General features: G+C 74.6%; 19 protein-coding genes. 9 read left to right on the forward strand and 10 right to left on the reverse strand.

Annotation, left to right across the window (positions count from 1 at the left end; genetic code table 11):
• Window positions 1-117: 117 nt before the first annotated feature.
• The 9 genes from WMJ97_RS08535 to WMJ97_RS08575 are packed head-to-tail and all read right to left on the reverse strand — an operon-like array spanning window position 118 to window position 10,714.
• Entirely contained in the window at window positions 118-831 is a 714-nt protein-coding gene (locus WMJ97_RS08535) for an FHA domain-containing protein (protein WP_347348561.1), read from the reverse strand.
• Window position 832: 1 nt separating this feature from the next.
• A complete protein-coding gene (locus WMJ97_RS08540; RefSeq protein WP_347348562.1) occupies window positions 833-2,116 on the reverse strand; it encodes a VWA domain-containing protein in 1,284 nt (427 codons plus the stop codon).
• Between the two features lie 4 nt (window positions 2,117-2,120).
• The gene (locus WMJ97_RS08545) at window positions 2,121-3,098 is read right to left on the reverse strand and encodes a protein phosphatase 2C domain-containing protein (RefSeq protein WP_347348563.1); all 978 of its coding nucleotides are present in this window, start codon (window positions 3,096-3,098) and stop codon (window positions 2,121-2,123) included.
• On the reverse strand, window positions 3,095-5,410 hold the full coding sequence (locus WMJ97_RS08550) for a tetratricopeptide repeat protein (protein WP_347348564.1): 2,316 nt from the start codon (window positions 5,408-5,410) through the stop codon (window positions 3,095-3,097). The genes WMJ97_RS08545 and WMJ97_RS08550 overlap by 4 nt, the downstream gene beginning before the upstream one ends.
• Window positions 5,407-6,330 (reverse strand): hypothetical protein, encoded by a 924-nt coding sequence (locus WMJ97_RS08555; protein ID WP_347348565.1) that lies wholly within the window; start codon window positions 6,328-6,330, stop codon window positions 5,407-5,409. The genes WMJ97_RS08550 and WMJ97_RS08555 overlap by 4 nt, the downstream gene beginning before the upstream one ends.
• On the reverse strand, window positions 6,327-7,553 hold the full coding sequence (locus WMJ97_RS08560; protein ID WP_347348566.1) for a hypothetical protein: 1,227 nt from the start codon (window positions 7,551-7,553) through the stop codon (window positions 6,327-6,329). Before WMJ97_RS08560 ends, WMJ97_RS08555 begins: the two co-directional genes overlap by 4 nt.
• On the reverse strand, window positions 7,550-8,914 hold the full coding sequence (locus WMJ97_RS08565; RefSeq protein ID WP_347348567.1) for an AAA family ATPase: 1,365 nt from the start codon (window positions 8,912-8,914) through the stop codon (window positions 7,550-7,552). The genes WMJ97_RS08560 and WMJ97_RS08565 overlap by 4 nt, the downstream gene beginning before the upstream one ends.
• Window positions 8,914-9,462, reverse strand: coding sequence for a hypothetical protein (locus WMJ97_RS08570; RefSeq protein ID WP_347348568.1), 549 nt, complete (start codon window positions 9,460-9,462; stop codon window positions 8,914-8,916). The genes WMJ97_RS08565 and WMJ97_RS08570 overlap by 1 nt, the downstream gene beginning before the upstream one ends.
• A gap of 7 nt (window positions 9,463-9,469) precedes the next feature.
• A complete protein-coding gene (locus WMJ97_RS08575; protein ID WP_347348569.1) occupies window positions 9,470-10,714 on the reverse strand; it encodes a toxic anion resistance protein in 1,245 nt (414 codons plus the stop codon).
• Between the two features lie 147 nt (window positions 10,715-10,861).
• On the opposite strand from WMJ97_RS08575, the gene glp reads away from it, so the two are divergent.
• Genes glp through WMJ97_RS08600 form a run of 5 tightly spaced genes read left to right on the forward strand, consistent with a single transcriptional unit; the run spans window position 10,862 to window position 14,647 of the window.
• On the forward strand, window positions 10,862-12,088 hold the full coding sequence (gene glp, locus WMJ97_RS08580; protein ID WP_347348570.1) for a gephyrin-like molybdotransferase Glp: 1,227 nt from the start codon (window positions 10,862-10,864) through the stop codon (window positions 12,086-12,088).
• Window positions 12,085-12,558 carry a cyclic pyranopterin monophosphate synthase MoaC gene (moaC, locus tag WMJ97_RS08585; RefSeq protein ID WP_347348571.1) on the forward strand — a complete coding sequence of 158 codons (474 nt, stop codon included), beginning with the start codon at window positions 12,085-12,087 and terminating at the stop codon, window positions 12,556-12,558. The genes glp and moaC overlap by 4 nt, the downstream gene beginning before the upstream one ends.
• Window positions 12,551-13,444, forward strand: coding sequence for an NTP transferase domain-containing protein (locus WMJ97_RS08590; RefSeq protein ID WP_347348572.1), 894 nt, complete (start codon window positions 12,551-12,553; stop codon window positions 13,442-13,444). Before moaC ends, WMJ97_RS08590 begins: the two co-directional genes overlap by 8 nt.
• Window positions 13,444-13,683 (forward strand): MoaD/ThiS family protein, encoded by a 240-nt coding sequence (locus WMJ97_RS08595; protein WP_347348573.1) that lies wholly within the window; start codon window positions 13,444-13,446, stop codon window positions 13,681-13,683. Before WMJ97_RS08590 ends, WMJ97_RS08595 begins: the two co-directional genes overlap by 1 nt.
• Before the next feature lie 52 nt (window positions 13,684-13,735).
• On the forward strand, window positions 13,736-14,647 hold the full coding sequence (locus WMJ97_RS08600) for a hypothetical protein (RefSeq protein ID WP_347348574.1): 912 nt from the start codon (window positions 13,736-13,738) through the stop codon (window positions 14,645-14,647).
• 38 nt (window positions 14,648-14,685) lie between these two features.
• Here the strand turns inward: WMJ97_RS08600 and WMJ97_RS08605 are convergent, their stop codons facing one another.
• Window positions 14,686-15,372, reverse strand: a complete 687-nt coding sequence (locus tag WMJ97_RS08605; protein WP_347348575.1) for a helix-turn-helix domain-containing protein — start codon at window positions 15,370-15,372, stop codon at window positions 14,686-14,688.
• A gap of 105 nt (window positions 15,373-15,477) precedes the next feature.
• Here WMJ97_RS08605 and WMJ97_RS08610 point away from each other — a divergent pair, with 105 nt between their 5' ends.
• Genes WMJ97_RS08610 through WMJ97_RS08625 form a run of 4 tightly spaced genes read left to right on the forward strand, consistent with a single transcriptional unit; the run spans window position 15,478 to window position 20,586 of the window.
• A complete protein-coding gene (locus WMJ97_RS08610; protein WP_347348576.1) occupies window positions 15,478-16,407 on the forward strand; it encodes a universal stress protein in 930 nt (309 codons plus the stop codon).
• A 57-nt stretch (window positions 16,408-16,464) separates the two neighbouring features.
• Window positions 16,465-16,749 carry a DUF2249 domain-containing protein gene (locus tag WMJ97_RS08615; protein ID WP_347348577.1) on the forward strand — a complete coding sequence of 95 codons (285 nt, stop codon included), beginning with the start codon at window positions 16,465-16,467 and terminating at the stop codon, window positions 16,747-16,749.
• A 16-nt stretch (window positions 16,750-16,765) separates the two neighbouring features.
• The gene (locus WMJ97_RS08620) at window positions 16,766-17,836 is read left to right on the forward strand and encodes a hypothetical protein (RefSeq protein ID WP_347348578.1); all 1,071 of its coding nucleotides are present in this window, start codon (window positions 16,766-16,768) and stop codon (window positions 17,834-17,836) included.
• The gene (locus WMJ97_RS08625) at window positions 17,833-20,586 is read left to right on the forward strand and encodes a multicopper oxidase domain-containing protein (RefSeq protein ID WP_347348579.1); all 2,754 of its coding nucleotides are present in this window, start codon (window positions 17,833-17,835) and stop codon (window positions 20,584-20,586) included. Before WMJ97_RS08620 ends, WMJ97_RS08625 begins: the two co-directional genes overlap by 4 nt.
• The last annotated feature ends 19 nt before the right edge of the window (window positions 20,587-20,605 follow it).

Genomic DNA, 20,605 nt, shown 5'->3' on the forward strand with positions numbered 1-20,605 from the left:
CCGAATAAGGACGTCCGATTACCACCTTGGACGACCCTGGATAGACGATTCAAAACAGGGACAGCGCATTGTCCCCCATGTCAGGGACACCCTTTGCTGCGCCGCGAAAAGGGACCCTCAGAGCTCCGCTTCCTCGTCGGTCGCCTCCCGGACGACGATCCGCGTCCACGAGCCCAGGTAGAGCCGCTCGTCGGGGTGCACCTGGGTGCGGCCGCCGATCGGATCCTCCGGCAGCGCGTCCCCCAGCCGCCCGACGAACGTGCCGTTCGACGAGCCGAGGTCCTCGACGAACCAGCGGTCGCCGTCGGTCGTCAGCCGCGCGTGCCGCCGGCTCACGCCGTTGTCGTCGCAGTCGATCTCCGGCGCGGCCGCGCCGGACGTGCGGCGTCCGATCAGCGACTCGCGCCCCCGCAGCGGCACGACGTGCGGCAGGCCCGGCGACGGCAGCGCGTCGGGGCTCTCCTGGCTGGCGTACCAGTCGGGGTCGATCCACACCTCTGCCACGAAGGACGCCGCCCGCGGCGCGACCGCCGCTCCCTCGGGGACGTCGAACATCGCCGGCTGCTCCGGCTCGGCCGGCCCCTCCGGCTCGGCCGGTCCCGGCTCGTTCGGCTCCTCGGCCGCAGGCGCCGCCGTCCGCGGCAGCGCGCCCGTGGTGTAGTCGTAGCCGCACTGCTCGCAGAAGAGGGCGTCCGCCGGGGCGGGCGCCGAGCAGTGGGGGCACGTCTGCCCCGACGCCCCGGTCCCGGACGCCGCCGGCGCGACCGGCGCCCCGCAGGTGTCGCAGTAGTCGGTGGCCTGCGTGTCGTGGCCGTTCGGACAGGTCGCCATGTCAGCCCCTCACTCGGGTGGTCTTGGTGGACGCCGTGTCCAGCGCCATCTCGTCGGCCTTCGCGACCGACCGCTTGAGCCGGACGGTACCGGACCCGGCGTCCTGGACGTCGACGACCTTCCGCAGCCGCGTCGTCGCCTCGGTGTTCCCCGTCGCGGCGGCGAGTTGCACGGCCCGCCCGAGCTTCGTCGTCGCCGTCCCCAGGTCGCCCGCGGCCTTTGCGGCCAGGCCCTCCTGGATCGCGTCGGCCAGCTCCGCCTGCCCGGTGTAGTGGGCGACCTCGGGGTTGATGCGCGTCGTCAGGGCATCGTCGGCACTCCAGGTGGCCTTCACCAGACCCTGGGTCTGCACCTCCCCGTCCGCGAACAGCTGGACGCGGGCCGCCAACTGCTCCTGCCCCACCGTCTTCGCGGCCAGCCGGACGGCCACGTGGTAGTCCCGCGTCTCGTCGCCCCAGGAGCCGGTCGGGTAGCCGACCGTCAGCGGGCCGATCGGCGTCCCCCGCGTCGACAGGTCCTCCACCGCGGGCGACACCTGCCGGACGAAGAGGATCTGCGCGCCCTGCGGCGTCCAGACGCGCAATTGCGCGTCGGCCACCCCGCGGGCCATGGACGCCCGCATGAGGGACGCGAACTCCGCGCTCAGCCGCGACGGGTCGGGGATGATGTCGACCGTGCCCAGCAGGGCCGTCGCGACCTTGCGCACCTCGCTCACCACCCAGTCGGTGCCGACGCCGCGACAGTCGCACTGGAACTGCCCCGCACAGGCCCGGATGGCCGCGTCGAGCGCGGCGGCCGACTCGTCGCGGTCCTCGCCGTCGGTGAGCAGGATCGCGTGCTTCTGCCCGACCTGGCCGCCCATGCTGTCGAAGAGGGCCAGCGCCAGCCGGAGCCACGCCCCGATCGCCGTGCCGCCGTCGGCCTGCAGCCAGCCGATCGCCTCCTGCGCCTCCCGGCGGGTCTGCGGGGTCATCCGCACCATGCCCTCGCCGGTGCGCACCATCGGGTAGGCGAGGTAGGCGCGCTCGGTGCCGGCGACGACCGCGAAGTACGTGCCGTCGGCCACGTGGTCGAGGGCCACCATCGCGGCGCGCTTCGCCGCCTCCATGTTGACGCGCCCCATCGAGCCCGAGCTGTCGATGATGACGATCTCGCCGGCGGGCCCACCGGATCCCGCCCCGGCCCGCCCGGCCCCCTGGACGCCCACCCGGACGATCGCGTTCACGTCCGTCCCGCCGTCAGGCAGGAACTCGTTCTGGTACACGGTCGCGCTGAACGTGGCCATCGGATCACCCCTTTGTCGGGTCGCCCAGGCGGATGAGGGCGACCGTGATGTTGTCCTGCCCGCCGCGTCCGTTTGCCCAGGCCACGAGGGCCTCGGCGAGCGCGACGGGGTCGTCGCCGGCCTCGGAGCGGCACGCCGCGACGATCTCGGCGAGCGCCTCGGGGGCCGACGCGTAGTTCCACAGCCCGTCGCTGCACACGCACAGCCAGCCGGGGCCGGGCGCCTCGAACGGGACGATCTCGGGGTCGAGCTCGGGGGCGTCCAGGCCGAGCCACGCGGTGATCACGTGCCCGTGGACGCCCGCCTCCGCCTCGTCGCGGGACGCCCCGGCGACGATGTCCTCCTGGGCGAGGGAGTCGTCGACGGTGAGCTGCGCCGAAGAGCCGTCGTCGCCGAACCAGTAGACGCGCGAGTCGCCGATGCTCGCGATGTGGGCCGCGTCGCCCGCCACGACCGCCGCGACCAGCGTGCAGGACGCCGCGTTCGCCGCCGCCGGGTGCGTGCCGGCGATCACGGCCTCGTTGGCCGCCTCCGTGGCCCGCCGCAGCAGGACGCCCACCTCCTCGCCCTCGCGGGCCGTCAGCACGGCGAGCGCCGCCCGCGCGGCCGCCAGCGACGCGACGTCGGAGTCGTCCGACGACGACACCCCGTCGCACACGATCGCCACGGCGCGCGAGCCGGGCACCGAGCAGGCGGCGAGCGCGAAGGCGTCCTCGTTGCGTGGGTGCCGGACGCCCTTGTCGCACACCCCGCCGACCCAGGACGCCGGCTTCTCGACCAGGTGGTCGCGCTCGCTCGGGGCCTTCGTCCCGCAGACCTCGCAGTACCCCTCGGCGCCCACGCGGCCCCCGCACTCCGCGCACCGCAGGGACGGCTCCGGACGCACCGGCTCGGTGGCCACGTCGTCGAACCCCTCGGCGTCCGGCCCCGCACCCCCGCTCTGGAAGCGCTCCCCGGGGGGCTGATCCCACGTCTGGCTCACAGCAGGCTCCATCTTCTCGTCGCGTTGGCTTGGTCGATGAGCGCATGGCGCTCGGAGGGATCGGTCACGAGGCCCGCGAGGTCGCGGTACGCCTCCTCCAGTTGCTGCCGGACGTTCCGCTCGGTCGCGGGCACGCCCCCGATCAGGGACGCCGCCGTCCCCCGCCGGCCGCGCACCTTGGGCAGCGCGCGACTGAGGACGTCGACCGCGTACCGGTTGTAGCGCTCCGCGTCGAGGTTGGCCGCGGCCAGCGCGTCGAGCGCGCGGGCGAGGTCGTCGAGGGAGGCGTCCGGGCCCAGCAGCAGCTCGGCACGCAGCACGCGCGACTCGGTGTAGCCCCGCGCGGTCTGCGAGATCATCGCGAGCGCCTCCCGCGCCCCGCGGACGTCCCCGCGCTCCCGCCGGATGCGCGACAGTCCGAACGCGCTCGCCGTGACGTAGGCGGCGTCCGTGGACGCGCAGATGGCGTAGAGGGCCTCCGCGAGGCCCGGCTCGCCGCCGCGCTCGCACGCGACGGCCAGGGCGAGCTTGGGCGCGAGCTCGCCCGGCACCTGCCCGTAGACGGCGTTGAAGGACGCCTGCGCCCGCGCGAAATCGCCCGCGACCAGGGCGGCGGCCCCCTGCATCCAGACCGCGCGCCACTCCCAGGGGTCGCGGGCCAGCATGCGCGCGATGGCCTCGTCGACGAGGGTCGGCAGGCCGGCGTCCAGCGCGGTGACGATCGTGTCGAGCTCGACCTGCGGCGTCCGTTGGGGGCATTGGGCCAGCGCGGCGAGGCGTCCGTGGGCGTCGGTGGGCAGCTTGGCGAGCCAGTCCCACTGCGGGTCGGACGTGTCCGGACGCAGTTGCGGAAGCTGGTGCCAGTCGAAGGCGTCCGCGGCGACGGACGGCGGCTCGAAGAGCGGCGACGGCGAGCTCGCCGAGGCCGCGCCGGGCGAGCGCTGCCCCACGACCTCCCGCAGGACGCCGAGCAGCTGCCCGCGCAGCTCCTCGGCCGAGCTGAACCGGTCGGCCGGCTCGGGCGCGCAGCACTTCAGGACGAGCCGGTACAGCGAGTCGTGCGCCGCCAGCACCGGCAGCTCCTCCACCGGCGGCAGCGACGTCGCGTAGGCGCCCTGGTAGCCCCGGAACTCCGCGCACAGCAGCACGAGCGTCCGCCCGATCGTGTACAGGTCGGACGCCACCGACGGCCCCCGCGAGGCCACCTCCGGCGCCTGGAAGCCGACGGTGCCGTAGATCGTCGAGTGGTCGTCGTCCATGCGCCGGACGCCGCCCAGGTCGATGAGCTTCGCCGCGTCCCCCACCTGCATGACGTTGTCGGGCTTGAAATCGCAGTACAGCAACCCGATCGAGTGCAGGTACCCGAACGCGGGCAGGATCTCGACGAGGTAGGCCAGCGCCCAGTCCACCGGCAGCGGGTCGTAGACGCCCCCGTTGGCGGCCTGCCGCTGCTTGAGCAGGTCTTTCAGCGAACGCCCGGGCACGTACTCCATGACGATGTACGCCTCGCCGTCGTGCCAGACGAAGTTGTAGATCTCCACGATGAGCGGGTGCTCGACCTGGGCGAGGAAGCGTTTCTCGGCCTGCGCGGCGAGCACGGCGTCCGCGTCGCCGGTGTTCAGCAGGCCCTTCAGCACGACGAACCGGTCGTTCACGTTCTTGTCGCGGGCCAGGTAGATCCAGCCCATGCCGCCGTAGGCGAGGCAGCCGACCACCTGGTACTGCCCGGCGACGAGCTCGCCGGGCTCGATCTTCGGGTCGAACGAGTACGGCGACTGGCAGTGGGGGCAGAAGCCCTGGGTGCGGCCGGAGGCGTCCTTCCGGGCGCGGCCCACCGGGTTGCCGCAGTGCGGGCAGTTGCGCCGCTCCTCGGGGACGACCGGGTCGGCCATGACCTGCGCGAGCGGGTCGACCTCGGGCGCGGGCGGAACCGTCGTCAGGCCGGCCCCGATGCGGGTCGTCCGCCGCTGCGGGACGACCCGGCGGTGCGTCGCGCCCTGGCCCGGCGCGACCCGCGCCGACCCCAGCGCGGTGGACGCCAGCTCGTGCGAGGTGCGCGTCACGGTCGACGGCTGCGTCCCCAGCACGGCCCCCGGGGCCGCGCCCGCGGGGTTGCCGCAGACGTCGCAGTAGCCGTCCACGATCTGCCCGGGGCAGCCCGGCTGGTCGCAGGCGCCCGTCGCCGGCCCCGGCTTGGCCCCCCGGACGCCCTGCCCGGCCGGCTGCACCGGCGCCGAGCCGGGCGGCATGCCGCAGACGTCGCAGTAGCCGTCGACGATCGTCCCGGGGCAGCCCGGCTGCCGGCACCTCACGGACGCCTCCGCCCGGCCTCGTCGTCGGCGAGGGCCTGCGTGTAGGCCAGCTGGACGACGTCGAGCGCGCGGGCGACCCGCCCGAGCCGTTCGGTGTAGGCGCGCAGCCCGTCGTCGTCGGCGGGCACGGGGCCGAGGGCCGCCACGTGCGGCACGGCGTAGCGGGGCGGGTGCGCGACGGTCGCGACGACGTGGTCGACGAGCTGCCGCAGCGACGCCTCGCGGGCGGCCAGCTCGTCGCGGCGGCGTCCGGCCGCACCGGCGGCGTCCGAGGAGCGCCGGCGCTCGGCGCCGCCGACGATGAGATCTCGCTCCAGGACGGCCGCGTCGGCCTCGAACGGGCCGAGCAGGCCGCCCACGTCGCCGCCGCGGGACGCCTTGCCCGCGATCGCCTCCAGCCGCGCCTCCAGGTTCGCGACCTTGGACGCCGCCGCCGGCCGCGCCTCGGCCGGCTCGAGCGCCACCTGGTCGCGCAGCCGTTCGAGTTGGGCGAACGCGGTCCGCAGGCGGGCGGGCGCCTCGCTGCCGGCCGGATCGAGCTGCAGGCGCTGCCGGAGTTGCCCGGCGAGCGCGTCGGAGAGCCGGGTGGCCTCGGGCAGGGACATGCTCAGCGCGTCCAGCCCGCCCCAGACGAGCGCGGACACGCGGTCGGCCTCCGCCGGGCCGACCCGGCCGGAGTCCCACGCGACGAGCACCGCGTCGTAGCGGGTCTTGATCGCCTGCCACAGCGCGAGCCCGAGCCGGATGTCGGCGGTCAGCTCGGCCGCGCTCCCGGACGCCTGCGCGGCCGCGTCCAGCTCGTCGAGCTCGGCCCGGCGTCCGGCGATCCAGTCGTCGAGGGCGGTCAGGTAGGTCAGGTAGCGCGGCGGGTCTGCCGGCTCGCCGAGGCGTCCGGGGGCGGCGGGGGCAAGGACGGTCACCGGTACTCCTCCAGCCGCAGGTTGGCCCCCATCGCGCCCGCGATCGCGCCGGCGAGGCCGAGCAGCACGGCGAACGCGACGCCGAGGCCGAGGGCGTCCTGCCGCTCGCTCATGGTGCGCGCCGTCTCGGCGCCGGCGGCGTCCGCGACCGCGCGGGAGGCGTCCGCGAAGGCGGCGAACGTCGGGTTCACCCCGGCCGCGGAGGCGTCCCCGGCGAGGCGCGCGACGTCCCCGGAGCGCTTCGCGGCGGACGCCCGCTGCAGGACGCCGTAGGCGGCCTCGTAGGCGTCCAGCTTGGCCGAGAGATCGGCGGGGCCGGCGCCCTCCGCGAGGGCGGACCGGGCGCGCGCGACCCGCTCGCGCCATCGGGCGTTGCCGGCCGCCGCCGCGGACGTCTGCAGCGTGAGGCGTCCCTCGGACGACTTCGCGTCGGACGCCGCCGCGTACGCGTGCGACGTGGCCATCGCCGTCCGGAAGGGGCCGGAGTGGGCCGCGTCCACCGCGGTCGTCGCCCGGCCCAGCGCGCTGTCGGTCACCTGCCACAGCCCGAGACCGGCCACGAGGGCCAGCGCGAGGCCGATGTTCACCAGCCGCCGCGTCCGCATCGCGACGAGCACGAGCGCGAGCAGCGCGACCGCGATGGGCACCGTCGCCACGAACGGCCAGCCGCTCCGTCCGGTGGAACGGGCGGCGTCCACCCGGCCCTGGTTATCGGCGTCGAGCCTGTCGAGCGCCGGGAGCACCTGGTCGCGCAGCGTCGCCTGCGCCTCGTCGACCCTCGCCAGCGCGGAGGTCGCGTTCGTCGGGTAGACCGTGCGGGCCAGCTCGATCGTCGCCGCGTACCGCACGAGCCCGGCGTTCGCTTCGGCGAGCCCGGCCTGGTCGAGGGGCTGCGCGTCGCTCGCGACGACCGTCAGCCGCGCGGCCTCGTCGAGCAGCGCGCGGTACGACTCGCGCTGCGCGGCCGGCTCGGACGCCTGAGCGAGCCCGTTCGTCGCGAGGCCGTCGGCGCGCAGGATGTTCCCGCGGATCACCTGCAGCCGCTGCACCTGGTCGGTGCCGCGCGCGATCGTCGCCATGTCGGTGGCCCCGTGGTTCAGCGCCCACGCGGACGCCGCCGCCGCGAGCAGCATGCTCAGCACGATCCCGAACCGCAGCAGCCGCAGCAGCCGGGGCGTGGCCATGCGCTGCCGCGGCGTCCGGACGGCGACCGGCGCGCTCATGCGTCCCCCTCCACGTCGCCGGCGGTCAGCGTCCGCAACTGCTCGACCGTCGGGTCGGCGACGTCGCGCAGCCGCCAGGCCTGATGCCCGATCGCGGCCTCGAGCACGTTGCGGGCGAAGCGTCCGTTGCCGAACGTCTCGTCGCGCGGCTGGCGCGCGAGGGCCGCGCGGAAGGCGTCCGCGGCGCCCTCGCCGAGGTCGTAGTCGGCGGACGCGACCTGCAGCGCGAAGATGGCGGCGAGCTCGTCGTCGGTGTAGTCCTCGAAGGCGATCGTCGTCCGGAAGCGGCTCGCCAGGCCCGGGTTCTCGGCGATGAAGGACGCCATCGGCCCGGGATAGCCCGCGACGATCACGACGAGGTCGTCGCGGCGGTCCTCCATCTCCTTCACCAGGGTGTTGATGGCCTCCTCGCCGTACTGGTCGCCGGCCAGCGAGTACGCCTCGTCGATGAACAGGACGCCGCCGACGGCCCGCGCGGCCACCTCGGCGGTCTTGAGGGCGGTCTGCCCGAGGTAGCCCGCGACGAGCTCGCTGCGGTCCACCTCGACGAGCTGCCCCTTGCTCAGCAGGCCGAGCGCCTTGTAGACACCCGACACCAGCCGGGCGACCGTCGTCTTGCCGGTGCCCGGGTTGCCGACGAACACGAGGTGCCGGGTGATCGTCGGCACCTTCAGGCCCGCCTTCGTCCGCAGCGCGTCCACCCGCAGGATCGCCGCCTGCCGGTGGATCTCCGCCTTCACGCTCGCCAGGCCGACGAGGCCGTCCAGCTCGGCGAGCAGCTCCTCCAGCGTCCGCTCGGGCTCGGCCGGCTGCGCGGGCTCCGTCTCCTCCGCCGGCGGGGACGCCGGCTCGCTCGGCGCGGACGCCGGCCCGCGCAGGGCGTCCAGGCGGCGCTGGTTGTCGGCGAGCCGGTCGAGGACGCCCGCCAACACCCCGGACGCGTTCCGTTCGAACTCGGCCATCGCCCCGACCCCGGCGCCCGGCAGCTGCGCGGCGCTCGCGGCCGCCGCCGCGCCCGCCACCTGCGGGTTCGGCTCGCCCAGCAGGCACGCGGACGCCGCGACCTGCCCGAGCGCGGCCGCGTAGGCCTGCGCGACCTGCGGACGCGTGTTCGCCAGCTCGCTCGCCAGCGGCGTCGGCGACGTCCGGTAGCGGCGCCCCCGGGACGCCGCCGCGAAGAACGCCTGAGCGTCGGCGTCCCGGCCCAGCTCGGACGCCCACGCGCCGAACGCGCCCATCGCCGGCTCGGCGACGGCGGCGGCCAACTGCTCGCCCTCGGCCCGGGCGGCGTCCGCGTCGAGCCCGGCGGACTCGGCGACGCGCGCGAGGGCGTCCAGGGCGGCGCGCAGCGTGGTCGTCATCAGCCCTCCAGATCGAGCGGGTTGGTGCTGGCCGGACGCTGGCCGTCCAGCGTCGCCGGCCGCTGCCGATGGACGCCGAACCGCTCGTCGAGGAACCGCCCATGCGCGACGAGCGCCGTCGCGTCGTGACGGTTGATGGCGTCGTCCATGCGGGACATCGTGGCGGCGAGTAGGTCCAGCTGGTCGATGAGCAGCAGCAGCGAGCTCTTGCCGCCCTCCACCGGACGCGTGTCCGCCCAGTCCCGCGGCAGCCGCAGGTAGGCGTTCAGCGCCTCGGGCAGGTAGTCGGTCGCGGTGGCGACGACGGTGTAGGCGTCCCGGCTCTCCACCCCGGACGCCGCGATCCGCGGCAGGATCCGCCGCACCGTCGCGGTGATCCGGGCGACCCGGGAGGTCACGGGCGCCGGCGCCCGCCCTTGCGCGGCCATCCGCTCCGCCCTCTCCAGGGCGTCCGCGATGTCGCCGGCCGTGGGGGCGCGCGGGGGCTCGGGGGCGGCGTCCTCCCGCTCGGGCGTCCCCGCCCCGGTCAGCCAGTCCCAGAACCCCATCGCGACGTCATCGGTTCTTCGGCTCGGCCACGTCGAGGGACGCGGCCTGCATGCGGGCCTCCGAGTTCGACACCCGGTCGAGGTACTCACGGCTCTTCGCGACCTCGTTCTCCAGCGTCCCGATCGTGGCGCTCATGGTGTTGAGCGCCTCCAGCTTGAAGGCGTCGATGGTGTCCATGGTGTCGTAGACGTTCGAGAACGCCTTCTGCAGGCTCTCCAACTGGATCGTCGAGCCGGCCGCCTGCTCCTGGATGCGCGCCGAGTTGTCCTTCAGCATCTCCGACGTGCGCTCGATCATGCCGGACGTCGTCTCGTTCAGCGCCGTGATCTGGTCGAGCACCAGCTTCTGGTTGCCGAGCGCCTGGCTCACGATGATCGCGGTGCGCAGCGCCGAGACCGTCGTCGTGGACGCCCGGTCGACGCCCTTGATGAGCTCGATGTTGTTCTTGATGATGACGTCGATCGCCAGGTAGCCCTGGATGCTCACGGCCAGCTGGGTCAGCAGATCCTGATGCTTCTGCCGGACGTAGAACAGCACGTCCTTTTCCATCGCCTCCGCCTTCGCGACGTCGGTGAGCTTCAACTCGGCGATGGACGCCGACACCCGCTGGTCGAGCTGCTCGGCGATGTAGATGTACTGGTTGAGCCGGTTCATCGACGCCCACAGGTTCTGCTTTTCCATGTTGAGGGCGACGTTGTCGCGGGTCAGCTCGTCTTGCCCCTGGCGCAGCGCGTGCAGGATGCCGTTGAGGTGCGACTGCGAGCTTTGGTACTTGCGGAAGTAGTCGCGCACGTTCTTCCCGATCGGGATGAAGCCGAGCAACTTCCTCTGCGGCCCGGCCTGGCTCGGGTCGAGATCCTCGATCGTGCGGCGCAGGTCGAGCAGGGTCTCGCCGACCTTCGAGGCGTCCGACAGGCCGCCGCGCTCGACCTCGTTCACCGGCGTCTCCAGCAACTTGTTGGACGCCTCCGCCGCCTTGCGGATGTCGGCGTCCCCCATCGACCGCACCGCGGACGCCTGCGCCTCGAACTCGGGGCTCTTGGCCTGCTCCGCGGTGAGGGCGGCCATGAAGGCGTCCACCTTCGCGTCCAGCCCCGGCTTCTGCTCGGCCGTGACCGGCGGGGCCATCTTCGGCGCCTGGGTCGCGACCACCGTCGCGGGCGGTTCGGGCGCCTCCAGCGTGAGGGACGCCCCCGGCGCCGCCGGAGGCGGCGTGAGCGGCTGGGGCTCGGGGGCTGCCTGGGACGTCATCGGCTTCCTTCCTTCCGCCGGTTGACCGGCGCAGACACGGGGCTCGCGGCCCCAAATGTACTGGGTGAGCGCGACGCCGGTCCCCCGCCGACTGCGTGGCGCGCCGGGCGTGCCATGCTGGGGCGAGCCCCGACCCGAAGGAAGCCGATGCCCGAGCCGCGCGTCACTCTGTCTGTCGAGCAGTACCTGGCGGAGGTCTGCTCGCTCGTCCCGCCGGGCCCCCTCGGCGTGGAGACCGTCGCGCTGGCGGACGCCGCCGGGCGCGTCCTGGCCGACGGGATCGCCAGCCGCGGCCCGGTGCCCGCCTTCGACAACTCGGCGATGGACGGCTACGCGGTCCGCCGCGCCGACCTGGCCGAGGGCACCCGCCTGCGGGTGGTGGCCGACGTCCCCGCCGGCTCCGACGCCGACCCCGACCTGCCGCCCGGCGCCGCGATCCGCATCATGACGGGCGCGCCGCTGCCGAGCGCGGCCGACGCCGTCGTGCCGATCGAGGCGACCGACGAGGGACGCCCCGTGGTCACGATCAACGCCGTGCCGGCTCCGGGCGCCCACATCCGGCGCGCCGGGGAGGACCGGGCGGCCGGCGACGTCGTCCTCGGCCCGGGCACGCGCCTGGGGCCCGCCGCCCTGACGTCCGTCGCGGGGGCCGGGCACGGGGAGATCGCGGTCGCCCGGCGTCCGCGGGTCGCGATCGCGGCGACGGGCGACGAGCTCGTCGCGCCGGGGTCCGACCTGCGCCGGGGCCAGATCTACGAATCCAACTCGCTCTACCTGGCGGCGGCCGCCGCCCGCGACGGCGCCGACGCGCGCCGCGCGGCCGCGTTCCCCGACGACCCGGACGCCTTCCGCGCGGCCCTCGCGGGGCTGGCCGCCGACGCCGACCTGGTCGTCCTGACGGGCGGGGTGAGCGTGGGCGACTACGACGTCGTCCGGATCGTGCTCGCCGAGGGCGAGTCCGCGTTCCGGCACGTGCAGATGCAGCCCGGCAAGCCGCAGGGCTGGGCGGTGCTCGCCGTGGGTGGCCGCCGCGTCCCCGTGCTGTGCCTGCCCGGCAACCCGCTCTCGACAATGGTGAGCTACGAGCTGTTCGTGCGGCCGGCCCTCGAGCGGATGCTCGCCCTCGCCCCCCGGCCGTGGGGCACCGCGATCGCCGGCGAGGGCTGGCCCTCGCCCCGCGGACGCCGGCAGTTCATCCCCGTCGCGCTCCGCACCGGCCCCGACGGACGCCTGCTGGCGAGGCCCGCGCACCGGCGCGGGTCGGCGTCCCACATGGTCACCGGGTTCGCCGCCGCGGACGCGCTGGCCGACGTGCCCGCCGAGACCGACCGCGTCGAGCCCGGCGTGATCCTGCCCGTGAGAAGCCTCGCATGACCGAGTTCACCCACCTGGACGCCTCCGGCGCCGCCCGCATGGTCGACGTCACCGCGAAGACGCCCACGGTCCGCGCGGCGACGGCGTCCGCGTTCGTCGCCTGCGCGCCGGCGACGGTCGCCGCCCTGCGCGACGGGGCCGTGCCGAAGGGCGACGTCCTCGCCGTGGCGCGCATCGCCGGCATCGCGGCCGCGAAGAAGACCCCCGAGCTGCTGCCGCTGGCGCACGTGATCGGCGTGCACGGGGCGTCCGTCGATCTGGAGATCGTCGACGACGGGGTGGCGATCACCGCGACCGTCCGGACGGCCGACCGCACCGGCGTCGAGATGGAGGCCCTCACCAGCGCGAGCGTGGCCGCGCTCGCCGTCATCGACATGGTCAAGGGTCGCGACCGCGGCGCCCACATCGCGCACGTCCGGCTGGAGCGCAAGGAGGGCGGACGCTCCGGCACCTGGACCCGCGATGCCTGACCCCGCGCCCCACGCCCCCGCCTTCGACGCGATCGTCGTCGCCGGCGGGCGCGGCTCGCGCCTCGGCGGGGTCGTCAAGGCCGACCTCGACCTCGGCTCCGGACGCCTGCTCGCCGGCGTCCTGGACGCCGCCCGCGCCGCCCGCACGCGCGTCGTCGTTGGCGACGTCGCCGTGCCGGACGGCGTCCTGCTCACCCGCGAGGACCCGCCGGGCGGGGGCCCGGCGTCCGGCGTCGTCGCGGGCCTGCGGGCGCTCGCCCGGCCCAGCCCCTGGACGCTGCTGCTGGCCGTCGACCTCCCGGACGCCCCCGCGGCCGTCGCCGAGCTGCTCGCCGCGGCGTCCGCGGGGATCCCGGCGGTGGCCGACGGCCTCTGCCTGCTCGACGAGGGCGGACGCCTCCAGTGGCTCCTCGGCCTCTACCGCACGGACGCCCTCGCCCGGGCGGCGGACGCCGTCGGTACCGGCCACGACGTCTCGATGCGACGGCTGCTGAGCCCGCTGCGCCTGGAAGGCGTCCGCCCGCGCCGGGCCGACGTCGGCGACGTCGACACGTGGGAGGATGTCTCCACCTGGCGGCGCCGGCTCGGCTCGCGTCCGGCCGCCCAACTCGCCGTCCCGTCCGAGGAGGCCCGCATGCCCCGCACCGAAGACCGCAGCTCCTGGCGTCCCTTCATCGAGCGCGCGAGCGCCGCCGCGGGCGTCGACCCGGCCTCCGTCGACGAAGACCTGATCCTCGGGCTCACCGCCGACATCGCCCACCGCTCGGTGCGCCCGATGGCGCCCGTGGGGGCGTTTATCCTGGGGGTGGCCGCCGGCGGCCACCCGGACGCCGACGTCGCCTCCCTCGCCGACCGCCTCCGGGCCAGCCTGCCGAAGGAGTCCTGATGCCCCACGTCCGCTATTTCGCCGCCGCGGCCGAGGCCGCGGGCACATCCGCGGAGAACGTCGACGCCGCGACACTCGGGGACCTGCTGGCCACGATGAAAAAAGCCCACGGGCCGCAGCTCGTCGGCGTCCTGCAGCGGTGTTCGGTGCTGATCAACGGCGCGACTACGAGTGATCCCGCCGCGGCCGTCCCGAAGGACGCCACGGTCGACGTCCTGCCGCCGTTCGCGGGGGGCTGAGCCTCTCCGGGCGATTCCCGAAACGTCCTCCGAGCGTGCCACCATGGGCGTCATGACAAAAAAGCTCGGCCTCGTTACGGCTGATCCCGAGGTCCTCGGCGACGCACGCGATGAGGAGCTCCCTCTCCTCCTCGATGCGCTCGCAGCCGCGGGGGTCGAGGTCGACGCACCGATCTGGAACGACCCGAACGACTGGGCGGCCTACGACCTGCTGGTGATCCGATCGCCGTGGGATTACGCGGAGCGTCCCGACGACTTCCTCGACTGGCTGAACGACGTGGGCCAGCAGGCCCGCATCCTCAACAACGCGGCCCTCATCCGGTGGAACTACGACAAGCGCTACGCCGAAGACCTGGTGGCGCGCGGCGTCCCGTGCGTGCGCTCCGCGTTCTGCCGCACGGTCGACGAGGCGAAGGCCGCGCTGGCGTCCCACCGGCACCACAACGTCGTCGTGAAGCCGGCCATCTCCGCCGGCGTCCGCGACACCGGGCTGTACGCCGCCGACGACCCGCACGCGGTGGCGCTCGCCGAGTTGATCCTCTCCGACGGCAAGAACGTCATCGTGCAGCCGGCCGTCGGCACGGTGCACGAGTTGGGCGAGCTGTCGCTCATCTACTTCGCGGGCGAGTTCAGCCACGCGATCAAGCGCGGTGCGATCCTGAAGCAGGGCGGCGGGTTCAAGGAGGGGCACTTCTCGATGCCCGCCGAGCCGGCCACGGCGTCCGACGAGATGCTCGGCATCGGCGAGACGGCCCTGCGCGCGATCGAGAAGGTGCAGCTGGATCACGGCATCGACGCCGCCTCGGCGACGCCGCTGTACGCGCGGTTCGACATCATCCGCTCCGACCATGGGCACGCCCTGGTGCTGGAGGCCGACGTCTTCGAGCCGCACCTCTACCTGTCGCACGCGCCCGGCGCGGTCGACCGGTTCGTCGGCGCGATCCTCGCCGAACTCAACCGCTGAGCACACCCCCGGCGGCCCCGCGCACCGCGGGCCGTCGGCTAGGCCGTGGCCGGCTGCCGGGAGCTTCCCAGCCCCACCAGGCACGCCCCCGGCTCGGCGAACGGCCGCAACTCGAACTGCTCGGGCGAACGGACGTGGTCGAGCACGCCCTGGATCAGACCACGGTGGATCTCGCAGATGACCTGGGGGTACTCCCGCGCCAGGTCGAGCATCGGGCACGTCTCCAGCCGGATCAGCCCGTCGGGCGCCTCCCGCGGCGAAAAACCCAGCTCGGCGAACAGCGTCATCAGCGTCGCCTTGACGGCATCCCGGTCGCCGGACGCCGCGACGAGCGCCGCGCGCTCGTTGCCCCAGCGGCGTCCGATCTCGAACGACCGCTCGGCCGGGTGGCCGTGCTGGACGAAGTCGCGAGCGATGACGCCCACCAGTTCGCGGTACTCAGTGCGACCCTCCTCCCCGCGCAATGCCCGGACGCCTTCGCCCGTCGCGGTGTAGCTCTGCGGACGCCGCCCGGGCCCCTCGATGGCGACGGTCTCCGACTCGACCAAGCCCTCGGCGGCCAGGGCCTCCAGGTGCTGGCGGGTCGTGTTGGGGTGCCCGCCGAGCCTGTCCACCAGGTCGTTCAGGGTGCCCGGGGCCTCGATCACGGCGCTCAGCACCCGGCGGCGCGCTGGTGTCAGCCGACCGCCCTCGGGCGCCGGTAACGGGCCGAGCTCACCTGTCATGTCGCTCATGGTGCCACAGCGGGGCTAGGGACGATGGCTTCCGCCCCTCCGGCGTAGACTCAAGACACGTATTCCTCCAGCAGCGTTGCGACCCAGGAGGCCGACATGTCCGATACCCCGCAATCCCCGACGCACGGCCGCATCGTGGTCGGCACCGACCTGTCCCCGCGCACCGGCCCGGCCATCGAGTGGGCCGCGAAGAGGGCGGACGCGGCGGGCGTCCCGCTGCTGGTCACGCTCGTCGTGCCCCCGGGCCCGCTGCTCTTGCGCAACGGTATCGACGACGCGGCGATCGTCGCCGACATCGGCCGGCACCTGCACGACCGCGGCGAGCAGAAGCTGGCGGACGAGAAGGCGCGCATCGCGCAGGCCCACCCCGACCTCGTCGTGGAGACGCGGCTGTACGAGGGCGACACGATCAGCACGCTCGCCGACGCGACCGACAGCGCCGCCCTCGTCGTGGTCGGCGCTCGCGGCAGCACGATGCCGATCGCGATTCCGGCCGTCGGGGGCACCTCCGACGCCCTGGTGACCCGGGCCCGCGGCCCCGTCGCCGTGGTGACGGACGCGGTGCAGGCCACCGCCGGGGGCCCGGTCGTCGTCGGCGTGGACGACTCGCCGGCGTCCGTGGAGGCGCTCCGCGTGGCGGTCGACGAGGCCCTCGCGCTCGGGGTGGGCGTCGAGGCGATCCACGCGTGGGATGTCGGGCCGTGGATGGCCGACATGCTCGTCGGCTGGTCGGTCGACCAGGCGACGATGGGCGGCACGCTCGAGTCGATGATGGACGCGCTGATCTCGCCGTACGCCCAAGAGCACCCCCACCTGCGCATCGAGCGCCGGCTCGTGCCCGGGCGGGCGTCCGACGTGCTGGGGTCGGCGTCCGAGGGGGCGTCGCTGCTGGTCGTCGGCTCGCGCGGGCGCGGCGGGCTGGCCGGGCTGTTCTTCGGCTCGACGAGCCGCGAGGTCCTGCGTCGCGCCAAGTGCCCGGTGATCGTGGTGCGGGCGCCCGGCGAGGAGCCGGCGGCCGGCCACTGACCCGGCTTTTTCTACGGATTTCTGTGTAATAATGAGGGCCGACCCGAGAGGAGCCTGATGAGCACCGAGATCCCCCTGACCGAGAAGTCCGCCTGCGGCTGCGGCGAGCACGACGAGGCGCTGCCCGAGCTCGACGCGCGCACGATCCCGCACGCGATCCGGCACGCCGCGATCCTGGGCGCGGTCGATTCGCTGACGCCCGGCCGCGCGCTCGTGCTGGTCGCGCCGCACGATCCGAAGCCCCTGCTGGCCCAGCTCGCCGAGCGGTTCGGCGACAGCCTCGAGGTGTCCTACCTCGTGGAGGGCCCCGAGGCCTGGAAGCTGAAGCTGGCACGCGTCTGATGCCAGGCCCGCACGCGTGACCGCGCCGGCCCGGCAGGGCGGCGCGGTCGGCCGCGTCGCCCTGCTCGCGCTGGGCGGCGCGTGCCTGCTCGCCGGCCTGGACGCCGCCCTCCTGCTCATCGGGTCGGCGGCCCCGGTCCGGGCGGACCATCTGCCCGGCGCGCACGGGATGATCATGGTGCTCGGCTTCCTGGGCACCGTCATCGCCTTGGAGCGCGCGCAGGCCCTCGGCCGCGCCTGGGGCTACCTCGCGCCGGCCGTGCTCGGGGCCGGCGGCGTCGCGCTCGCCCTCGGCGCGACCCTTCTCGGACGCCTGCTCCTGCTCGAGGGCTGCCTGCTGTTCGTCTGCCTGTACGTCGCGCTCTACCGGCGGGCTCCGCTACCGCTGGTCGCCGTGCAGGTGCTGTCGGCCGTCCTCGCGACGGCCGCGGCGTCCCTGTGGCTGGTGACCGACGTCGCCGCGCTGCTGCCCCTCCTCGCGGGGTTCATCGTCTTGACGATCGCCGCCGAGCGCGCCGAGATGGCCCAGCTCTCGCTCGGCCCGCGGGCGGCACCGCGGCTCGTCGCCCTGGCGGGCGCGCTGACGGCGTCCGCGCTGGCCGCCGTGCTGTGGCCGGCGGTCGGGACGCGCCCGGTCGGCGCGATCCTGCTCGTCGTCGCCGGCTGGCTCGCGCGCGACGACGTGGGCCGCCGCATGATCCGGACGTCGGGGCTACGCCGCTACAACGGCGCGGCCCTGCTCGCCGGGTACGTCTGGCTGGCCGTCGCCGGCGGCACCTGGCTCGTCGCCGGGCCGGCCACCACGCAGGCCGTCTACGACACGGTCGTGCACGCGACCTTCCTCGGCTTCGGCATCTCGATGGTGATGGCCCACGCCCCGATCATCTTCCCGGCCGTCCTCGGGCGGCCGCTGCCCTACCGCCCCGTCTCGTGGGTGCCGCTCGTGTGGCTGCACGTCAGCCTGGCCCTGCGCGTCGCCGGCAACGTCACCGGCTCGATGCTGTGGCAGCTCGGCTCCATCGGTACGGTGACGGCCGTCTTGTTGTTCCTGTTGACCTCGATCGTCCTGGTGGTGACCGCCCGATGATGCCCACGACCCCCGGCGACTCTCCCGCTCCCGCGAGTCGCCCTTCGTCCGGACGCCCCGGTGGCGCGACCCGCCGCGGCTCGCTGCTGCGCGACCGGGTGGGCACGGTGTGGCTGGCCGCCGCCGTCATCGTCGCGCTGACGCACCAGTGGGTGCCCGGCGCGACCTGGCTGATGATCCACCTCGTGCTGCTGGGCGCGCTGACCCACTCCGCGATGGTCTGGAGCGAGCACTTCGCCACGACCCTGCTGCGCGTCGCCGACACCCCCGAGCGCCGCGCCGCCCAGAACCGGCGCCTCGCCCTGCTGGCCGCCGGAGCGCTGGCCGTCTTCGTCGGCGTCCCGTCGACGTGGTGGTGGCTGACGGTCGCCGGCGCGACGGCCGTCGCCGTCGCGGTGATCTGGCACGGCGTCCAGCTCGGGGTCGAGCTGCGGCGGGCGCTGCCCAACCGGTTCCGGATCACGATCCACTACTACCTGGCCGCCGCCGCGTGCTTGCCCGTCGGGGCGGTCTTCGGCGCCGCGCTGGCGTGGGGCCTGCCGGACGAGTGGCACGGACGCCTCCTCATCGCCCACACCATGACGAACCTGCTCGGCTGGATCGGGCTCACCGTCACCGGCACGCTCGTCACGTTGTGGCCCACCATGCTCCGCACCCGCATGGACGACCGCGCCGAGCGCCTCGCTCGCGAGGCCCTCCCGATGCTGCTGATCGGCGTCGCGCTGCTGGCCGCCGGCGGGCTCGTCGGGCTCCGCTGGGTCGCCCTGCTCGGCCTCGTGGACTACCTGCTCGCACTGCTGTGGTGGGGCCGGGCGTTGCTGCGGCCGCTGAAGGCGAAGCCGCCGCGGGAGTTCGCGTCGGCGTCCGTGTTGGCCGCGCTCGGGTGGGCGGTCGTCGCGCTGGCGTGGGTCGGCTGGGTGCTGGCGACGGCGTCCTCGTGGCCGGAGGTCACGAACGCCTTCCCGCGCGTGGCCGGCGTCTTCGCGGTCGGTTTCGCCGCGCAACTGCTGACCGGCGCCCTGTCGTACCTGATGCCGTCCGTGATGGGCGGCGGGCCGTCGGTCGTCCGGGCCGGGCAGGAGTGGTTCGACAAGGGCGCGACCCTGCGGCTCGGCGTCATCAACGGCGGCCTGCTGCTGTGGGCCCTGCCGACCCCGAGTTGGGTGAAGGTGACGACGTCGGTCGTCGTGCTGGCCGCGCTGGCCGCGTTCATCCCCCTGATGCTGCGCGGCGTCCGGGCGTCGGTCGCGGCGCGGCGCGCGCTCCTCGCGAAGGCCGAGTCCGCGAAGGCCGAGTCCGCCAAGGCCGAGTCCGCGGACGCCGCGCCGCGGCGCCGGGAGGTGACGCCCCATCGGGCGTCCATCTGGTCGGGCGGCCAGCTCGTCGCCGCGCTCACCGCCCTCGTGCTGGCCGTGACGGTCGGCGTGGGCGTCGACCCGGCCGCCGCGGGGCTGCCGGCGAGCCTGACGGGGCAGCAGGCGTCCGCGGGGGTGGCCGCGACGGGGCAGACGACGCGCGTCGAGGTGCGGGCGATCGGGATGAGCTTCGAGCCGTCGTCGGTGGACGTGCCGGCAGGGAACCGGCTGGTGGTCGTCCTGACGAACGCCGACTCCACGACCGCCCACGACCTCGCCATCGGCTCGACGAAGACGCCGCGGCTCGCGCCCGGCGAGACCGTCGAGCTGGACGCCGGGGTCATGTCGTCGTCGATCCAGGGCTGGTGCACGGTGCCCGGCCACCGGCAGATGGGCATGGTGTTCGACGTGAACGTCACCGGCGCGCCAACCGGGGCCGCCGCGGCCGCACCGACGGCGTCCGGGGCCTCGAACGCAGCCGACCACTCGGCGCACGGGGCGCCGGCCGGGCCGGCGGCGTCCCTGTCGAGGACGATCGACCCGGCGCTGCCGCCGCTGACGAACGAGAAGGTGCGCAAGGTGACGCTCAAGGTCACCGAGGTGCCGCTCGAGGTCGCTCCCGGCGTCTGGCAGAAGCGGTGGACGTTCGGCGGCGCCGGCGTCGGGCCGACCCTGCACGGCCGCGTCGGGGACGTCTTCGAGGTCACCCTCGTCAACGACGGCACGATCGGGCACTCGATCGACTTCCACGCCGGGGCGCTCGCGCCGGACCAGCCCATGCGGACGATCGCGTCCGGGGAGAGCCTCGTGTACCGCTTCACCGCGAACCGCGCCGGCATCTGGATGTACCACTGCTCGACCGCCCCCATGAGCAGCCACATCGCTGCGGGCATGCACGGCGCGGTCGTCATCGAGCCGCCGAACCTGCCGCGGGTGGACCGCTCGTACGTGCTCGTGCAGTCGGAGGTGTACCTCGGCGCGGCCACCGGCCAGGCGGACGCCGCCGAGGTGAACGCCGAGAAGGTCGTCGCCGAGACCCCCGACCGGGTCGTGTTCAACGGCATCGCGAACCAGTACGACCAGCAGCCGTTCGCGGCGAAGGTCGGCGAGCGCGTGCGGTTCTGGGTGCTGGACGCCGGCCCCAGCCGGGCGTCGTCGTTCCACATCGTCGGCGGGCAGTTCGACACCGTGTACCTGGAGGGCGCCTACCGACTGCGCAACGGACGCGGGGCGTTCGGCGAATCCGGGGGCGGCTCGCAGGCGCTCGGGCTCCAGCCGGCGCAGGGCGGGTTCGTGGAGCTGACGTTCCCCGAGGCGGGCCACTACCCGGTGGTGAGCCACATCATGGTGGACGCCGAGCGGGGCGCCCACGGGGTCGTCCGGGTGACGCGGTAGGCCGGCGCCCTACCCGCCG

The organism is Nigerium sp., from assembly GCF_039811905.1.
Classification (GTDB): domain Bacteria; phylum Actinomycetota; class Actinomycetes; order Propionibacteriales; family Propionibacteriaceae; genus Propioniciclava.

Coding starts and splice junctions, on each gene's coding strand:
- WMJ97_RS08535 (WP_347348561.1), bottom strand. CDS start 831: ATGGCGACCTGTCCGAACGGCCACGACACGCAGGCCACCGACTACTGC.
- WMJ97_RS08540 (WP_347348562.1), bottom strand. CDS start 2,116: ATGGCCACGTTCAGCGCGACCGTGTACCAGAACGAGTTCCTGCCTGAC.
- WMJ97_RS08560 (WP_347348566.1), bottom strand. CDS start 7,553: ATGAGCGCGCCGGTCGCCGTCCGGACGCCGCGGCAGCGCATGGCCACG.
- WMJ97_RS08565 (WP_347348567.1), bottom strand. CDS start 8,914: ATGACGACCACGCTGCGCGCCGCCCTGGACGCCCTCGCGCGCGTCGCC.
- WMJ97_RS08570 (WP_347348568.1), bottom strand. CDS start 9,462: ATGGGGTTCTGGGACTGGCTGACCGGGGCGGGGACGCCCGAGCGGGAG.
- WMJ97_RS08575 (WP_347348569.1), bottom strand. CDS start 10,714: ATGACGTCCCAGGCAGCCCCCGAGCCCCAGCCGCTCACGCCGCCTCCG.
- glp (WP_347348570.1), top strand. CDS start 10,862: ATGCCCGAGCCGCGCGTCACTCTGTCTGTCGAGCAGTACCTGGCGGAG.
- moaC (WP_347348571.1), top strand. CDS start 12,085: ATGACCGAGTTCACCCACCTGGACGCCTCCGGCGCCGCCCGCATGGTC.
- WMJ97_RS08590 (WP_347348572.1), top strand. CDS start 12,551: ATGCCTGACCCCGCGCCCCACGCCCCCGCCTTCGACGCGATCGTCGTC.
- WMJ97_RS08595 (WP_347348573.1), top strand. CDS start 13,444: ATGCCCCACGTCCGCTATTTCGCCGCCGCGGCCGAGGCCGCGGGCACA.
- WMJ97_RS08600 (WP_347348574.1), top strand. CDS start 13,736: ATGACAAAAAAGCTCGGCCTCGTTACGGCTGATCCCGAGGTCCTCGGC.
- WMJ97_RS08605 (WP_347348575.1), bottom strand. CDS start 15,372: ATGACAGGTGAGCTCGGCCCGTTACCGGCGCCCGAGGGCGGTCGGCTG.
- WMJ97_RS08610 (WP_347348576.1), top strand. CDS start 15,478: ATGTCCGATACCCCGCAATCCCCGACGCACGGCCGCATCGTGGTCGGC.
- WMJ97_RS08615 (WP_347348577.1), top strand. CDS start 16,465: ATGAGCACCGAGATCCCCCTGACCGAGAAGTCCGCCTGCGGCTGCGGC.
- WMJ97_RS08625 (WP_347348579.1), top strand. CDS start 17,833: ATGATGCCCACGACCCCCGGCGACTCTCCCGCTCCCGCGAGTCGCCCT.